This window comes from Streptomyces sp. SAT1 (genome assembly GCF_001654495.1).
Taxonomy (GTDB): Bacteria; Actinomycetota; Actinomycetes; order Streptomycetales; family Streptomycetaceae; genus Streptomyces; species Streptomyces andamanensis.
This window is the reverse complement of record NZ_CP015849.1, coordinates 6,795,476-6,811,423: the sequence shown is the minus strand read 5'-3', so window position 1 is coordinate 6,811,423 and position 15,948 is coordinate 6,795,476. Positions and strand designations below refer to the sequence as shown.

12 protein-coding genes and 1 pseudogene are annotated in these 15,948 nt (G+C 75.7%); 8 read left to right on the top strand and 5 right to left on the bottom strand.

What is annotated here, in order from left to right; translation table 11 throughout:
- The first annotated feature begins 15 nt into the window (after positions 1–15).
- From A8713_RS29005 to A8713_RS28980, 6 genes are read left to right on the top strand one after another with little or no spacing between them, the layout of a single operon-like run.
- Positions 16–1,230, top strand: coding sequence for an isochorismate synthase (locus A8713_RS29005; protein WP_064536704.1), 1,215 nt, complete (start codon positions 16–18; stop codon positions 1,228–1,230).
- A complete protein-coding gene (locus A8713_RS29000) occupies positions 1,227–2,864 on the top strand; it encodes a (2,3-dihydroxybenzoyl)adenylate synthase (protein ID WP_064536702.1) in 1,638 nt (545 codons plus the stop codon). Before A8713_RS29005 ends, A8713_RS29000 begins: the two co-directional genes overlap by 4 nt.
- Positions 2,865–2,876: 12 nt before the next feature.
- Complete coding sequence (locus tag A8713_RS28995; protein ID WP_064536700.1) at positions 2,877–3,509, top strand: isochorismatase family protein; 633 nt, start codon at positions 2,877–2,879, stop codon at positions 3,507–3,509.
- A 5-nt stretch (positions 3,510–3,514) separates the two neighbouring features.
- Positions 3,515–3,742 carry a phosphopantetheine-binding protein gene (locus A8713_RS28990; RefSeq protein ID WP_064536698.1) on the top strand — a complete coding sequence of 76 codons (228 nt, stop codon included), beginning with the start codon at positions 3,515–3,517 and terminating at the stop codon, positions 3,740–3,742.
- Positions 3,739–7,689 carry a non-ribosomal peptide synthetase gene (locus A8713_RS28985; protein WP_064536697.1) on the top strand — a complete coding sequence of 1,317 codons (3,951 nt, stop codon included), beginning with the start codon at positions 3,739–3,741 and terminating at the stop codon, positions 7,687–7,689. Before A8713_RS28990 ends, A8713_RS28985 begins: the two co-directional genes overlap by 4 nt.
- A gap of 16 nt (positions 7,690–7,705) precedes the next feature.
- Positions 7,706–8,497, top strand: a complete 792-nt coding sequence (locus A8713_RS28980) for a 4'-phosphopantetheinyl transferase family protein (protein ID WP_237305481.1) — start codon at positions 7,706–7,708, stop codon at positions 8,495–8,497.
- 756 nt (positions 8,498–9,253) lie between these two features.
- Here A8713_RS28980 and fes read toward each other — a convergent pair.
- Positions 9,254–10,513, bottom strand: coding sequence for an enterochelin esterase (fes, locus tag A8713_RS28975; RefSeq protein WP_064536696.1), 1,260 nt, complete (start codon positions 10,511–10,513; stop codon positions 9,254–9,256).
- 204 nt (positions 10,514–10,717) lie between these two features.
- On the opposite strand from fes, the gene A8713_RS28970 reads away from it, so the two are divergent.
- Positions 10,718–11,785, top strand: coding sequence for a YncE family protein (locus A8713_RS28970; protein WP_064536694.1), 1,068 nt, complete (start codon positions 10,718–10,720; stop codon positions 11,783–11,785).
- Positions 11,786–11,953: 168 nt separating this feature from the next.
- On the opposite strand, the pseudogene A8713_RS28965 reads toward A8713_RS28970, so the two are convergent.
- Positions 11,954–12,481: pseudogene (locus tag A8713_RS28965) on the bottom strand (GNAT family N-acetyltransferase); the annotation flags it as partial.
- A 112-nt stretch (positions 12,482–12,593) separates the two neighbouring features.
- The gene (locus tag A8713_RS28960; RefSeq protein ID WP_064536683.1) at positions 12,594–13,235 is read right to left on the bottom strand and encodes a superoxide dismutase; all 642 of its coding nucleotides are present in this window, start codon (positions 13,233–13,235) and stop codon (positions 12,594–12,596) included.
- A gap of 126 nt (positions 13,236–13,361) precedes the next feature.
- Between A8713_RS28960 and A8713_RS28955 the strand changes: the two genes are divergently transcribed.
- Positions 13,362–14,027 carry a precorrin-8X methylmutase gene (locus A8713_RS28955; protein ID WP_064537775.1) on the top strand — a complete coding sequence of 222 codons (666 nt, stop codon included), beginning with the start codon at positions 13,362–13,364 and terminating at the stop codon, positions 14,025–14,027.
- 36 nt (positions 14,028–14,063) lie between these two features.
- Here the strand turns inward: A8713_RS28955 and A8713_RS28950 are convergent, their stop codons facing one another.
- Together A8713_RS28950 and A8713_RS28945 are read right to left on the bottom strand one after the other, a co-directional pair.
- On the bottom strand, positions 14,064–14,843 hold the full coding sequence (locus A8713_RS28950; RefSeq protein WP_064536682.1) for a cobalt-precorrin-6A reductase: 780 nt from the start codon (positions 14,841–14,843) through the stop codon (positions 14,064–14,066).
- A gap of 72 nt (positions 14,844–14,915) precedes the next feature.
- Positions 14,916–15,938, bottom strand: coding sequence for an ABC transporter substrate-binding protein (locus A8713_RS28945; RefSeq protein WP_064536680.1), 1,023 nt, complete (start codon positions 15,936–15,938; stop codon positions 14,916–14,918).
- Positions 15,939–15,948 lie beyond the last annotated feature (10 nt).

Sequence of the window (15,948 nt, the reverse complement as noted above, 5' to 3'; positions counted from 1 at the left end):
CTGCCTGGAGCCCCCATGACTGCCTCCCTGCGCGAACCCGGCCTCGACGCCGTGGAGTCCGCGCCCGCCGACCCCGCTCCCGGGGCGGCGGTCGCCCTGCTCGACGCCTACCGGGCCGGATCCGACCGCTTCCTCGCCACTCCGCACCGCACCCTCCTCGGCACCGGCACGGCCGCCGAAGTACCGCACGGCAGCGAACCGTTGCCCGGCCGGGTGGGTGAACTCCTGCACTCCCTGCGGCGGCCGGGCGAGCCCGCCCCGCTGGTCCTCGGCTCGGTGCCGTTCGCCCCGGACGGCCCGCTCGCGCTCGCCGTGCCCGAGTCGGTGCGCCGCGCGCCCGCGCTGCGCCACGACCCGCTCGTCGCGCTGCCCGCGCCCGAGCCGGCCGACGGCGCCGGCTGGCGGGTGCGCGAGCGGCCCGCGCCCGAGGAGTACGCGGCGGCCGTGGCCGCGGCGGTACGGCGGATGCGGGACGGCGAGTTCGACAAGGTCGTCCTCGCCCGCACCCTGGAACTCACCGCTGCGCACGAGCCGGACCTGCCCGCCATGCTCAACCGGCTGGCCCGCCGCGACCCCGCCGGCTACACCTTCGCGCTGCCCGGCGGCGGCGGCCGCACCCTGGTCGGGGCCAGCCCGGAACTCCTCGTCGCCCGCCGGGGCGCCCTGCTGACCGCCAACCCGCTGGCCGGCTCCGCGCCGCGCAGCGCCGACCTCGCCGAGGACGTACGCCGGGCGGTGGCGCTGCTGGAGTCGCCGAAGGACCTGCACGAGCACGCCGTCGTCGTGGACGCCGTCCGGCGCGCCCTGGAACCGCTGTGCGGGCGGCTCCAGGTGCCCGAACGGCCCACGCTGGTACGGACGGCGGCCATGTGGCACCTGTCGACCACGGTCACCGGCGAGGTCACCGACCCGGCCGTCACCGCGCTCGACCTGGCCTGCGCGCTGCACCCGACCCCGGCGGTGTGCGGGTCGCCCACCGACGCCGCCCGCGCGGTCATCGCCGCGTCCGAGCCCTTCGACCGGGGCGCGTACACCGGCATGGTCGGCTGGCAGGACGCGGACGGCGACGGCGAGTGGGTCGTGACCATCCGCTGCGCCGAGGCCGAGGGCCGTACGCTGCGGCTGTTCGCGGGCGCGGGCGTGGTCGCGGACTCCTCGCCGCAGGCCGAGACGGCGGAGACCGCCGCGAAGTTCCGCACCTTCCTGGACGCCGTGGGGGCCGCGCTGTGACCGGCTCCGCCCTCACCCCGGGACTCGACGCGCCCACCTGGCCCGAGGAGTTCGCCGCGCGCTACCGGGCGGCCGGGTACTGGCGCGGCGAGACCTTCGGCGGCATGCTGCGCCAGCGGGCCGCCGCCCACCCCGACCGGGTCGCCCTCGTCGACCCGGCACCCGAGCGCCGCACCTGGACCTACCGCGAACTGGACCGGGCCGCCGACCGGCTGGCCGCCGGGTTCACGGCGCGCGGCATCGGCCGCGGCGACCGCGTGGTGGTCCACCTGCCCAACCGGGGCGAGTTCGTGGAGGTCGTCTTCGCGCTGTTCCGGATCGGCGCGCTGCCGGTGTACGCGCTGCCGGCGCACCGGGAGTCGGAGATCGCGCACTTCTGCTCCTTCTCCGAGGCCGTCGCCTATGTGATCCCGGACGTGCACGGCGGCTTCGACCACCGGGAGCTGGCGACCCGGATCCAGGAGCGCACGCCCGGCCTCAGGCATGTGTTCGTGGCGGGCGAGGCGGGCGCGCACACCCCGCTGGCCGACGTCCCGTGCGAGCCGGCCGCCGAGCCCGAGGGCCCGCGCCCGCACGAGCTGGCGTTCCTCCAGCTGTCCGGCGGGACGACCGGGGTGTCCAAGCTGATCCCGCGCACCCACGACGACTACCTCTACTCGCTGCGCGGCTCCAACGAGATCTGCGGCGTCGACGCGGACACCCGCTTCCTCGTGGTGCTGCCCGCCGCCCACAACTTCCCGATGAGTTCGCCGGGCTGGCTCGGCGTGCTGTACGCGGGCGGCACGGCCGTGCTGTGCCCGGCGCCCGACCCGGGCACCGCCTTCCCGCTGATCGAGCGGGAGCGGATCACCATGACCGGCCTGGTGCCGCCGCTGGCCCTGGTGTGGACCGACGCCGCGCCCGCGAGCGCGTACGACCTGTCGAGCCTGGAACTGGTCCTGGTCGGCGGCGCCAAGTACAGCGAGCAGGCGGCCCGCCGGCTGGAACCCGCGCTCGGCTGCCGGCTGATGCAGGTCTTCGGCATGGCCGAGGGCCTGGTCAACTACACCCGGCTGGACGACGACCCGGAGACGGTCGTCACCACGCAGGGGCGGCCCATCTCCCCCGACGACGAGATCCGGATCGCCGACGACGAGGGACGAGAGGTGCCCGAGGGCGCCTTCGGGCATCTCCTCACCCGCGGCCCGTACACGATCCGCGGCTACTGGCGGGCGCCCGACCACAACCGCACCGCGTTCACCGAGGACGGCTTCTACCGCACCGGTGACATCGTGCGCCGCACGCCGAGCGGGCACCTCGTCGTGGAGGGCCGGGCCAAGGACCAGATCAACCGGGGCGGTGAGAAGGTCGCCGCCGAGGAGATCGAGAACATCATCCTCGGCCATCCGTCCGTGCACGACGTGTCCCTGGTCGCCGTGCCGGACGAGTTCCTGGGCGAACGCACCCTGGCCTATGTGATCCTGCGCGCGGGCGCCGAGCCGCTGCTGCCCGCCGCCGTCAAACGGTTCGTCCGCGAACGCGGTGTCGCCGCCTACAAGGTCCCCGACCTCGTCGAGTTCGTCGACACCTTCCCGCAGACCGGCATCGGCAAGGTCAGCAAGAAGCACCAGCGGTCGACCGCCGAGCAGCGCTGAGAGGCCCCACCCATGGCACTTCCCTCCATCCCCTCCTATCCCCTGCCCACCGCGGACGAGCTGCCCGAGGGCCGGGTGTCCTGGTCCGCGGACCCGGCGCGCGCCGTCCTGCTGGTGCACGACCTCCAGCAGCACTTCCTGTCCGCGTTCCCGGCCGGCGCGCAGCCGCTGACGGGCATGCTGGACAACAGCGCCCGGGTGCTGAAGCGGGCCCGCGGGCTCGGTGTGCCGGTGGTCTACTCGGTCCAGCGCGGCGGGCAGAGCGCCGAGGAGCGCGGTCTCCAGCTGGACTTCTGGGGCCCCGGGGTCGCCGACGACCCCGAGGCGCTCGCGGTGCCCGGCGCCGTGGCGCCCGAGCCCGCCGACACGCTGCTCACCAAGTGGAAGTACAGCGCGTTCGCCCGCACCGACCTGGAGGCCCGCATGCGCGGGTGGGGGCGCGACCAGCTGCTGATCGTCGGCGTGTACGCGCACATCGGCGTGCTGATGACGGCGTGCGACGCGTGGATGCGCGACATCCAGGCGTTCGTCGTCGCCGACGCGGTCGCCGACTTCTCCCGCGCCGACCACGAGATGGCCCTGCGCTGGGCCGCCGGCCGCTGCGCGGTCGTGACCACCACCGACGCGCTCTTCGAGGAGGTGTGAGCGGCATGGCCCTCACCCTGGACCAGATCCGCAACGACATCGCCGACAGCCTCGGCGAGGACCCGGCGGACATCCCCGTCGACGAGGACCTCCTCGACCACGGCCTGGACTCGGTGCGCATCATGGCGCTGCTGGAGCGCTGGCGCCGCGAGCACGCCGTCACGGCCGACTTCACCGACCTCGCCGAGCGGCCCGCCGTCTCGGCCTGGGCCGACCTGCTGGGGGTCGCGTGACCACCACGCTCACCGGCGGGCCCGGCGCCCCGGCGGGAGCGGAGTCCGGCGCCGGGGAGCGGGAACTGCCGCTGACCGCCGCGCAGTCGGGCATGTGGTTCGCGCAGGCGCTGGACCCGCTCAGCCCCGCCCAGAACACCGCCGAGTGCCTGGAGATCGACGGCCCGCTGGACGCGGAGCTGTTCGCGGCGGCGCTGCGGCGGGTCGTCGCGGAGAGCGACGCGCTGCGCATCCGCGTCGAGGACGGCCCGCACGGCCCGCGCCAGTACGTCCGCGCCGCGGTCGAACTCCCGCTCACCGTACGGGATCTGCGCGCCGCCGGTGACATGGAGGAGGCCGCGCGGCAGGCCGAGGCGTGGATGCGCGCCGATCTGGCCGAGCCCTGCGACCTGGCCGCCGGAGAACTGTTCGGGCACGCCCTGTTCCGGCTCGGCGAGCACCGCTGGCTGTGGTACCAGCGCATCCACCACCTGGCCATGGACGGCTTCGGCTACTCGCTGCTGGTGCGCCGCACCGCCGAGGTGTACTCGGCGCTCGCCCGCGGCGGGCAGGTGCCGCCGGGGCGGTTCGGGCACCTCGCCGACCTGGTCCGGGACGACACCGCCTACCGGGCCTCCGAGGCGTTCGCCGCGGACCGCGCGTACTGGACGGCCGCGTTCGCCGACCGTCCGGAGGTGCCGCGGCTCGCGGGCCGTGGCGCGCTGGCCGCGCGGACCTTCCGCCGCCGCCGGGCCCGGCTCTCGCCCGCCGCCACCGAGCGGCTGCGCGAGCAGGCCGCCGGGCTGCGGGCCACCTGGCCGGACGTGCTGATCGCCGCGCAGGCGCTGTACGTCTCGCGGGCGACCGGACGGCCCGACGTGGTGCTCGGTCTGCCCATGATGGGCCGGATGGGCTCGGCCGCGCTGCGCGTGCCCGGCATGGTGATGAACGTGCTGCCGCTGCGCCTTGCCGTCACGCCGGGCGCCACCTTCGCCGCGCTGGTGCGGCAGGTCGTGCTCGGCGTCCGCGAGGTGCGCAGGCACCAGCGCTACCGCTACGAGGACATCCGGCGCGATCTCGGACTGCTCGGCGAGCAGCGCGCCCTGGTGGGTCCGCTGGTCAACGTCATGCCGTTCGACTACGGCGTGGACTTCGCGGGCGCCCCGGTCCGCGCCCGCAACCTGTCCGCCGGACCGGTCGAGGACCTCACCGTCAACGTCTACGACCGCGCCGACGGACGGGGTCTGGCCATCGACCACGACGGCAACCCGGCCCTGTACGACGACGAGGCGCTGGCCACGCACCAGGAGCGGCTGCTGCATCTGCTCGAACAGGTCGCGCAGTGCGATCCGCACGCGCCCACGGCCGCCCTCGGCATCGCCGGAGCCGCCGAACTCCCGCTCGTGCTGGAGGAGTTCAACCGCACCGCCCGCGCCGTCCCGCCGACCACACTGGTCGGCCCGATCGAGGCGCAGGCCGCCCGCACCCCGGACGCCGTCGCCGTCACCGACGGCACGCTCTCGCTGACGTACGCCGAACTGGACGTACGGGCCAACCGGCTGGCGCACCACCTCCAGGGGCTGGGCGCCGGGCCGGGAGCCGTGGTGGCCGTGTCGGTGCCGCGTTCGGTGGAGCTGGTGGTCGCCCTGCTCGCGGTGGTCAAGGCGGGCGCCGCCTGTCTGCCGCTGGACCCGGACTACCCGGAGCAGCGGCTGGCGTACATGCTCGGCGACGCGGTGCCGGTGTGCGCCGTCACCGACCGCGCCGGACGGCTGCCGCGCGAGGCGGACGTGCCGCTGGTGGTCCTGGACGGGCTCGGCCTGCCGGACTCGCCGTGGGTGACCCCGGCACGCGCGCTGACGCCCGCGCATCCGGCGTACGTCATCTACACCTCCGGTTCGACGGGCCGGCCCAAGGGCGTGGTGGTGTCGCACGGGGCGATCGACAACCGGCTGCGCTGGATGCAGCACGCCTACGGGCTGACCCCGGCCGACCGGGTGCTCCAGAAGACGCCGTCGTCGTTCGACGTGTCGGTCTGGGAGTTCTTCTGGCCGCTGCGCGAGGGCGCCACCCTGGTCGTCGCCGGTCCCGGTGTGCACAAGGACCCGGTGGAGCTGGCCCGGCTGATCGCCGGACAGGCCGTCACCACCTGCCACTTCGTGCCCTCCATGCTCCAGGTCTTCCTGGCCGGGCCGCGGGCCGGCGACTGCCGCGCGGCGCTGCGGCGGGTGTTCTGCAGCGGCGAGGCGCTGCCCCGGGAGACCGCGCACGCCTTCGCGCGCGTCCTGCCGGGCGTGGAACTGCACAATCTGTACGGGCCCACCGAGGCCGCCGTCGACGTCACCCACCACGCCTGCGACCCGGCGGACGAGGGCCCGGTGCCGATCGGGCGGCCGGTGTGGAACACCCGCCTGCACGTCCTGGACGCGGCGCTGCGGCCCTGCCCGCCCGGGGTGCCCGGCGAACTGTTCCTGGCCGGACGGCAGTTGGCCGACGGCTATCTGGGCCGCCCGGGGCTGACGGCGGCCCGTTTCGTCGCCGACCCGTTCGGGCCGCCCGGCGGCCGCATGTACCGCACCGGCGACCTGGCCCGCTGGACGGACCGGGGCGAGGTCGAGTACCTGGGCCGCACCGACCACCAGGTCAAGCTGCGCGGCCAGCGCATCGAACTCGGCGAGATCGAGGCGGCGCTCACCGCCCAGGACGGGGTGGACGGGGCGTGCGCGCTGGTGCGCGAGGACCGGCCCGGCGAGCAACTGCTCGTCGGCTACGTCACCGGGGACGCCGATCCGGTGGCGGTGCGGACCGGAGTGGGCCGCACGCTGCCCGAGCACATGGTGCCGAACGCGGTCGTCGTGCTCGACGCCTTCCCGCTGAGCCCCAGCGGCAAGCTGGACCGGCGCGAGCTGCCCGCCCCGGTGTTCGCCGGGACGTCCCGGGACCGGGAGCCGGCCGACGCCCGGGAGGCGGCGCTCACCCGGCTCTTCGCCGAGGTGCTCGGCGTGGAGCGGATCGGGCCCGACGACACGTTCTTCGACCTGGGCGGCACCTCGCTGCTCGCGGTGCGCCTGGTGGCCCGGGTCCGGGAGGAGTTCGGCACCGAGCTGACCATCGGCTCGCTGTTCGAGGCCCCGACCCCGGCGGCGCTCGCCGCCCGGCTGGACGGTGCCGCACCGGCCGCCCGCGACGCGCTCGGCGTCGTCCTGCCGCTGCGTGCCGGCGGCGAGCGGCCCCCGCTGTTCGCCGTGCACCCGGCCGGCGGCCTCGCCTGGTGCTACGCGGGTCTCGCGGCCCGGCTCGGCCCCGACCAGCCGCTGTACGGCATCCAGGCGCGCGGGCTCGGCGACGACAGCCCGCTGCCGCGCACCCTGGAGGAGCAGGCGGCGGACTACGCCGAGCGGATCCGCGAGGTCCAGCCGCACGGCCCCTACCGGCTGCTGGGCTGGTCGGTGGGCGGGGTCCTCGCGCACACCGTGGCCGTACGGCTGCGGGAGGCCGGTGAGCGGGTGGACCTGCTGGCGCTGCTCGACGCCTTCCCCGCCGAGCAGTGGCGGGAGCGGCCCGCGCCCGAGGAGGGCGACGCGCTCACCGCCGTACTGCGCATGGCGGGCTTCGAGCGGGCGGGCGAGCGGACCCGCGAGGACGTGCTGGCCACCCTGCGCCGGGCCGGCAGCCCGCTCGCCGGGCTGAGCGGGCACACCCTGTCCAGGATCGTCGACATCGTGCCCAACCACGCGCGCATGATGCGCGAGCACCACCACCGGCACTTCGACGGCGACCTGCTGTTCTTCACCGCGGCGGCGCCGCGCGCCGAGGACTGGCTGACCCGGGAGGCGTGGCGCCCGCACATCGGCGGCGCCCTCGACAACCACGACCTGGACTGCACGCATCCGCAGCTGCTGCGCGAGCACCACCTCGACACGGTGGCGTCCGTGCTGTCGGCCCGGCTGAAGGAGATCACCGCGTGAGCGCCGCGGACGGATCATGAACGGGGGCCCCGCGGCGGGGCCGCGGCTGCGGCCGCGCACCTGGACCTGGCCGCCCCGGATGCCGCTGCCCGACCCGGCCGACGGCCCGCACACCTGGCTGGTGCGGGCCCCCACGACCGGCGTCTCCCCCGTCCGGGAGACGCCTCCCTCGGCCCTGTCCGTGCTGGACGCCGGGGAACGGCGCAGGGCGGCGGCCCTGCGCCGCCCCGGCGCGCGGGCGGCGTACGTGACCGCCCATGCCGCGCTGCGCCGGCTGCTCGGCGTCTATCTGGGCGTCCCGGGGGCACGGGTGCCGCTGATCCGGCTGCCGTGCCCCGGCTGCAGGGAGCCGCACGGGCGTCCCGCGCTCGCCGGTCCGGACGGCGCCTGGCTGCACTTCTCGCTGTCGCACACCGGACCGGTCGCCATGCTCGCGGTCGCCGGTGCTCCGGTCGGCGTGGACGTGGAGCGGGTGCCCTCGGCACGGCTCGCGGCCGACGCGGCGGCGGCGCTGCACCCCGCCGACCGCGCGGAGCTGGCCGCCCTGCCCGACGAGGCCCGGCCGGCCGCCTTCGCGCGCTGCTGGACCCGTACGGAGGCGATGGTGAAGGCCACCGGAGAGGGACTCTCGGGCCCCGGCCTCGCGGCGTTCCGCCGGGGGACCGCCGAGCTGCCCGCGCGGGTGGCCGGGTGGCGGCTCCTGGACGTGGCGGCACCGCCCGGCCACGCGGCGGCGTGCGCACTGCCGGTCAGCCGTGCGGAGGGTACGGGAGCGGATCAGGAGCGGCCGTCGACACGGGCACGGTGAGTCACGGCCGTACGGCCGCTCGGTCGGCCGGTCGTTCGGTGGCCCAGCGGTGTGCCGGTGGCGATGGCCCGGTGGCCCGCCGGTGCGTGGCTGGACCGCGCTCGTCCCACCGGCGCACGGCCACGGCCGGCCGGTGGACGGACAACCGCCGTGCGGTGGCCGGACGGACCGGCGACGGGCACGACGACCCGGTGCACGGCCGTGCCGAACCGCCCCGCCGCCCGGAGCGGAGCGGTCCGGCGGACGGGCGACGGGGAGGCGCGGCGGCTGCCCGGAACCCGGCCGGGCCGCGAACGCGCGCCCGGAGCGGAGCAGTCCGACGGGCGACCGACCGGGGACACGGCGGCGCCAAGGCCCCCGGCCGGGCCCCGGCCGCGTGCCCGCCGCCCCGCACCGCCGCCCCGGCCGCCGGGCACGCGCCCGCGCTCCGGTGGACGGCGGACCGGTACACGGCCGAACCGCCGTGCCGCGGCCGCCCCCGCCGCCCGGCCCCCGCACGGCGGTTCGGCGGACGGGCGGCCGGGGCACGGCGGCGGTCCGACGCATGGGGCGCCGGTGCGCGACGGACCCGTGCGCGGCCGGATCACGGACGTGCCGGCAGGCCGGTTGTCGTGCATCGGTTCGCCGGGCGGCGGGGGGCGCGCGGCGGCGGTCCGGGGCGGGCGTCCGGCGGCGCTGCGGGTGGCCGTCGTGCGAACCGGGGGGCCGGGAGCCGGAGTTCCGGTTCCCGGGCGTGCCGGGTCAGTGGCCGGTGAGTCAGCGGTCGGTGAGCAGGGCCGTCAGGCCCTCGGAGAGTTCGGTGCGCCAGCACAGGTAGTCGTGGCCGCCGTTGAACTCGCGGTAGACGGCGTCGTCGTAGCCCGCGGCGGCCAGGGTCTCGCGCAGCCGCCGGGCGGCGGGCAGGGCCACCCACTCCTGTTCGCCGAAGGAGAGCCGGAACCGGACGGGAAGCCGTGCGCTGGAGGCGATTTGTCCGGTCAGCCACTCGGCCCCGGGGCCGTCCGGCCACCAGAACGAGCCGGACTGCGCGAGGACGTTGCCGAACCGGTGCGGGCTGCGGAAGGCCGCGTAGGCGGCGGTGAGGCCGCCGAGGCTCTGCCCGGCGACGACGGTGCGGGCGGGGTCCGCGGTGAGCGGCAGCCGGGTCCCGGCCCAGGGCAGCAACTCCTCCTCCAGGAAGGCCACGAACTCCGGGCGGCAGGTCAGTTCGGCCCACCGGGTGGCGGCGTCCACGGAGTCCGGCAGCAGGGCCGCGACGGGCGGGATGCGGCCGTCGGCGATCAGGTTGTCCAGGAGGTGGGCGATGCCGAGGCCCGGGTGCCAGTGCTCCCCGTCCAGCAGGACCAGGACGGGGAGTTCGGCCGGTGCGGCGGCCGTGGGCGGCGGCGTGTAGAGCCACACCCGCCGGTGGTCGCCGAGGTGGCGGCTCGGCACCCGGTGCTCGCTCACCGTGCCGCGCGGCACGTCCGGCCGGGGCCGCCAGTCGGCCGCGCGCGGCGCGTGCGGGAGTTCCGCGCAGGCGATCGGCTCACCGCCCCAGCGGCGGGGCAGCCGACGGGTGTTGTACGGGTCGGCGCGGCGGTTGCGGCGCAGCCACTGCCAGTACTCCGGGTGGCCGGGCGCGGGCCCGTCGCCCTCGTCGACGAAGAAGTCGTACGTGCCGCGCCAGTCGGTGCGCAGCCGGACGGTCCAGTGCCATACGTCGGTGCCGGGCGCGCGGCACATCACGTTGCCCTCCGGGGCGCGCGGGTCGCCGAGCTTGTTGGGCATGACCTGGACCGCGCGGGTGCCGGGCCCGCCGCGCCACAGGAAGGTGACGGCGCGGTGGTCGGCGCTGCCGAGCGGATCGGGGCCGATCAGCGGGGTGCCGCGGCGGCTCACGTCCGCCCAGAACCGGGTCAGGCCGGCCGGTCCGGGCAGCGCGCAGGCGGGTTCGGCGAGCAGGGGGAGCGCGCTCGGGCGGGCCAGGCGCGGCGGGTGCTGCGGGGCGCCCTTGGGCGGTGCGGTCACAGTCATGCGATGCGGCTCCGGTGCGGGGACACGAGGGATCGGCTGATCGACTTAGGTTCACCTTACCGCTGTCTCCCGCTCAGGGAACCGGTCGGTCGGGGCCGGACCGGAGACCGGCTTGACCTCTGATCAACTTAGGTTAGGCTAACCTTTGTTTCCGGCACCGGTCCCTGCGGTGCCGCACACGCCCGAACACGGAAGTGGGAAAAGATGTCCTCAGTCACCCGCCGGATCCGCCGCACCGCCGCGATCGCCGTGGCGCTCGCCGCGGGCAGCGCGCCGCTCCTGGCCGGTACGGCCTCCGCCCACACCGCCCACGCGACCCACGCCGGGCACGGCTCGACCGTCGCCTCGGCCGCCCTCGCCAAGGGCCTGTACCAGTCGGCGTACTCCGAGCGGAACCACGTCCTGTGGGCCACCACCGCCGTCGGCCGCCCGCCGGTCACCTCCTCGGCGCTGCTGAAGGTCGACCCGCGCACCCTGTCCGTGCGGGCCGCCTACACGCCGCCCGTCACCGACGCGGCCACCGGCGCGGTCGAGGCGGTCTACGGCGTCGCCGTGGACGACGAGCACGACACCGTCTGGACCACCAACACCCGCGACAACTCCGTCGCCGTCTACAGCCAGCGCACCGGCAGGCACCTGGCCACCCTCCCGAACGTGGCGCACGCCCGCGAGATCGTCGTGGACGAGCGCCACGACCTCGCCTGGGCGAGCGGATTCGGCGACGGCAGCGTGGTCGCGTTCGACACCCGCACCTTCAAGGAGAAGAAGCGCGTCACGGTGGACGGCGCCGCCCCGACCGGCCTCGCGGTCAACGAGCGCACGGGCACGGTGTACGCCGCCGACCTGAACGGCGACCGGCTCATCGCCGTCTCCCCCTACGCGAAGGACCCCTCCTTCATACCGGCCGGTGACGGCCCGATCTCCGTGGCCCTGTCCGCCGACGGCCGCACCGCCTACGCGGCCGACCAGACCGCGGGCGGCGTCTCGGTGGTCGACCTGCGCGGGAAGACCGTCACCAGGAGCATCCCGACCGGCGCGGGCGCACTGTCCGTCGCGGCCGACGCGCGCACCGGCCGGGTGCTCGTGGCCAACCGTACGGACGGCGACGTCACGGTCGTCGACCCCCGCCGGGGCACCGTCGTCGAGACCCTGGCCACCGGCGCGAACCCCAACCACGTGACCGTGGACCGCGGGACGGCCTACGTGGTCGACAAGTCCGGCGCCGGTCCGGAGGGCCAGGACCAGGTGCACCGCGTCCGCATCGGCCGCTGACCCGCCCGGCGGAACCCCGTACGGCCGACAGCACGGCCGTCATCTCGGCCCGCCGACCGGTCACACCGGGCGGCGGGCCGGCCGTGTCACCTGCGCCGTGGACGCCGACAGCGCCGCACAGGCCGGCCGTTCCGTCCGCACCGTCTCGTCCTCCGGCGCGGCCGGGTCCGGGTCCGTCGCCAGCCGGGCGTGTGTCTCCACGTCGTGCCGGACGCCGTCCCAGGCGAGCTTCTGCCGCTGGACGCCCTCGGCGGCAAAGCCCGCGGCGCGCGCCACCCGGCAGGAGGCCGGGTTGTCGACACGGTGCCCCGACTCCAGGCGGAAGAGTCCGAGTTCGCCGAAGCACCAGTCGGCCAGTGCCCGGCAGCCGCCGGTCGCCACCCCCCGGCCGCGAGCCGCCGAGGTGGTCCAGTAGGAGATCCAGCCGGTGCGGTGCCGCTCGTCGACACGGCCGACCGCGACCCCGCCCAGCGCCATGCCGTCGCGGTCGGCGACGGCGAAGGCGTGGGCGGTGCCCCGCTCCCCCTGCTCGCGCCGCCGCGCGATCCACTGCCCGGCCTGGGCGACCGTGCCGACGGGCGCGTCGGCCTGCCGCTCCATCAGCGGCTCGGCGAAGGCCCGCAGCACCGCCGGGGCGTCAAAGAGCTCCCAGGGCCGCAGCACCAGACCGCCCGGCACCTCGATGTGCCCCCGCATTCCGTACCCCCGTACGCCGTCCCCGCCCGCGTGCCCGCGCCACCGCTCGCGCCGCACGGCTCACATCGTACGGTCCGGCCGGGCGCCAGGGGGACGGTCCGGGGGTGTGCGGTCAGGGCGCGAGGAGCAGGACGTTGGTGCGTTCCTTGGCGGCGGCGTAGCGCCTGGCGACGTCCTGCCAGTTGACGACGGCCCACATGGCGTCGATGAAGTCGACCTTCTGGTTCTTGTACTGGAGGTAGAAGGCGTGCTCCCAGGCGTCGAAGACGAGGATGGGGGTGGAGCCCTGTCCGACGTTGCCCTGGTGGTCGTAGACCTGTTCGACGACGAGGCGTCCGCTGAGGGGTTCGTGGGCCAGGACGCCCCAGCCGGAGCCCTGGGTGGTGGCCGCGGCCTTGGTGAGCTGGGCCTTGAACCCGGCGAAGGAGCCGAAGGACTCGGTGATCGCGTCGGCCAGCTCGCCCACGCCGTCCTGGGCCAGCGGCTCGCCGCCGCCGTCGCCCGTCATGTTCTGCCAGTAGATCGAGTGCAGGATGTGCCCGGACAGATGGAAGGCCAGGTTCTTCTCCAGGCCGTTGATCGAGCCCCAGGTCTCCTTGTCACGCGCCTCGGCGAGCTGCTCCAGCGTGTCGTTGGCGCCCTTCACATAGGCCGCGTGGTGCTTGTCGTGGTGCAGCTCGATGATCTCGGGGCTGATGACCGGCGCGAGCGCCGAGTAGTCGTACGGCAGTTCAGGCAGCGTGTAGATCGGCATGTCCGACGCCCTTCGTGTTATTGCGAACCATGTGCATCTGCACGCTAACAGCAGAAGGCCCGGGGCGCCGATCATGCCTTGGACCTAGGTCCGGCGACGGGGGACGGCGTCGGTATGCTCGCCGCGATGTCCAGCGACAAGAACACCCCGGCACCCCGCTCCCCCCGGCACGTCTACGAGAAGGACGGCGCGGCCATCTACCGCCAGTCCTTCGCCACCATCCGCGCCGAGGCGGACCTGACCGGTCTGCCCGCCGATGTCGCCCAGGTGGCGGTCCGGATGATCCATGCCTGCGGGATGACCGACCTCGTCCGGGACATCGCGTACTCGCCCGGCGTGGTGGCCCGCGCGCGCGAGGCGCTGCGCGCCGGGGCGCCCGTCCTGTGCGACGTGCGAATGGTGGCCAGCGGCATCACCCGTGCCCGGCTGCCCGCGGACAACGAGGTGCTGTGCACCCTCTCCGACCCGGCCGTGCCCGCGCTCGCCGCCGAGCTGGGCACCACGCGCAGCGCCGCCGCGCTGGAGCTGTGGCGGGAGCGGCTGGCGGGCTCCGTGGTCGTGGTCGGCAACGCGCCCACGGCTCTGTTCCGGCTGCTGGAGCTGGTCGAGGAGGGCGCGGGGCGGCCCGCCGCCGTCATCGGGGTGCCGGTGGGGTTCGTCGGGGCCGCCGAGTCCAAGGAGGCGCTGGCCGCGCACCCGTCGGGCCTGGAGCACCTGGTGGTGCGCGGGCGCCGGGGCGGCAGCGCGATCGCCGCCGCCGCGGTCAACGCGATCGCGAGCGAGACCGAGTGACCCGCGCCCGACGGGCGTACGGGCGTGCCGCCGCCCTCAGCGGCCGGTGCCCGCGTCACCGCCGCGGCCTGCGGCGCGGGCGGACAGCTCCCCGATCCAGCGGACGGCCTCCTCCGGTCCCGGCACGGCCGGGACGCCCTCGGGCGCGGCCGGCCGCCGTACGACGACCACCGGCAGACCGGCCTCGCGGGCGGCCGTGAGCTTGGGCGCGGTGGCCGCTCCCCCGCTGTCCTTCGTCACGACGACGTCGACGCGGTGGCGGCGCAGCAGGGCGCGCTCCCCCTCCAGGGTGAAGGGTCCGCGGTCGAGCAGGACGTCCATGCGCGCCGGGTACGGGGGCTCGGGCGCGTCGACGGAGCGTACGAGGAACCACAGGCCGTCCAGGTGCGCGAAGGCCGCGAGGCCCAGCCGTCCGGTGGTGAGGAACACCCGCCGGCCGAGCGCGGGCAGCAGTGCCGCCGCCTCCTCCAGCGAGGCGGCGTCGTGCCAGCGGTCGTCCGCGCCGGGGCGCCAGCCGGGGCGGCGCAGCGCGAGCAGGGGGACGGCGGCGTCGGCCGCGGCACGGGCGGCGTGGCGGCTGATCGTCCCGGCGAAGGGGTGGGTGGCGTCGACGAGCGCGCCGACCGCGTGTGCGCGCAGCCAGGCCGTCAGCCCCCCGGGTCCCCCGAAGCCGCCGAGGCGGACCTCCCCCGGCGGCAGCCGGGGCGCGGCGACCCGCCCGGCCAGGGAGCTGGTCGTGCGCACCCCGGGGGTGCCGTGCAGCAGTTCGGCCAGGCGGCGGGCCTCGGCGGTGCCGCCGAGGATCAGTACGTGCATGGCATCGCAGGCTATCGGCCGCCCGGAGCGCGGGCCGCCGCGCGTCACCCCGGTCCTCTCGGCACGGCCGCGTCACGACTTCCGCGCGACGGTCCGCAGATACGCGCCGAGCCGGGCCACGGCGGACGGGTTGCGCGGGCTCTCCACCAGGTCGACGTAGTCGAGGACGAAGATCCGCCGGTTCCTCACGGCGGACACGTCGCGCAGCGGGGCGTAGGAGAGCAGGAACTTCTTCTTCTGCTCGGCGCTGACGTCGCCGTAGTCGCAGATGACGATGACGTCGGGGTCGCGGTCGACGACGCTCTCCCAGCCGACGGTGGTCCAGGAGTCCGCGGCGTCGTGCATGACGTTGACGCCGCCGGCCTCGGTGATGATCTGTTCCGGCGCGGCGTAGCGGCCCGCGGTGAACGGCTGGTCCTGGCCGCTGTCGTAGAGGAAGACCTTGGGCTTGCCGGTGCCCCGCGGGGCCTTGGCGCGGACGTCGGCGATCTGCTTCCTGTAGTCGGCGATCAGCTTCGCCGCGCGCTGTTCGACGCCGAAGAGCCGGCCGAGGTTCGTGAGGTCGGCGTAGAGGGCGTCGAGCGGCGGCATGATGCCGCGGGAGGTCTTGGAGCGGCCGTTGTGGCAGGACTCGGTGAGGATGTAGGAGGGGATGCCGAGTTTCTTCAGGGAGTCGGGGGTGAAGCCGCCGTCCTCGCGGAAGCCGTAGTTCCAGCCCGCGAAGACGAGGTCGGCGCGGGCGTCGAGGACGTTCTCCTTGGTGAGCTGGTCCTTGGAGAGCCACTTCACCTTGCGGTAGGCGTCCTTGTAGGGCACGGCGTCCAGGTCGCCCTTGTCGTCGGGCATGGCGTAGCCGGCCATGCGGTCCTCCAGGCCGAGGGCGAACATCAGCTCGGTGATGCCGACGTCGTTGGTGACGACGCGCTCGGGGACCTTGTCGTAGGTGACGGGCGTACCGCAGTTGGTGAGGGTGACGGCCGTGGCGGACGCGGAGGCCCCGGTGGCCGGGGACTTCTCGACGTGGGCGCCGCAGCCGGTGGCGGTGGCGGTGAGCGCCGCGGCGAGGCACAGGGCGGTGGCGGGCAGGGTGCGCATGGGCGGGGGT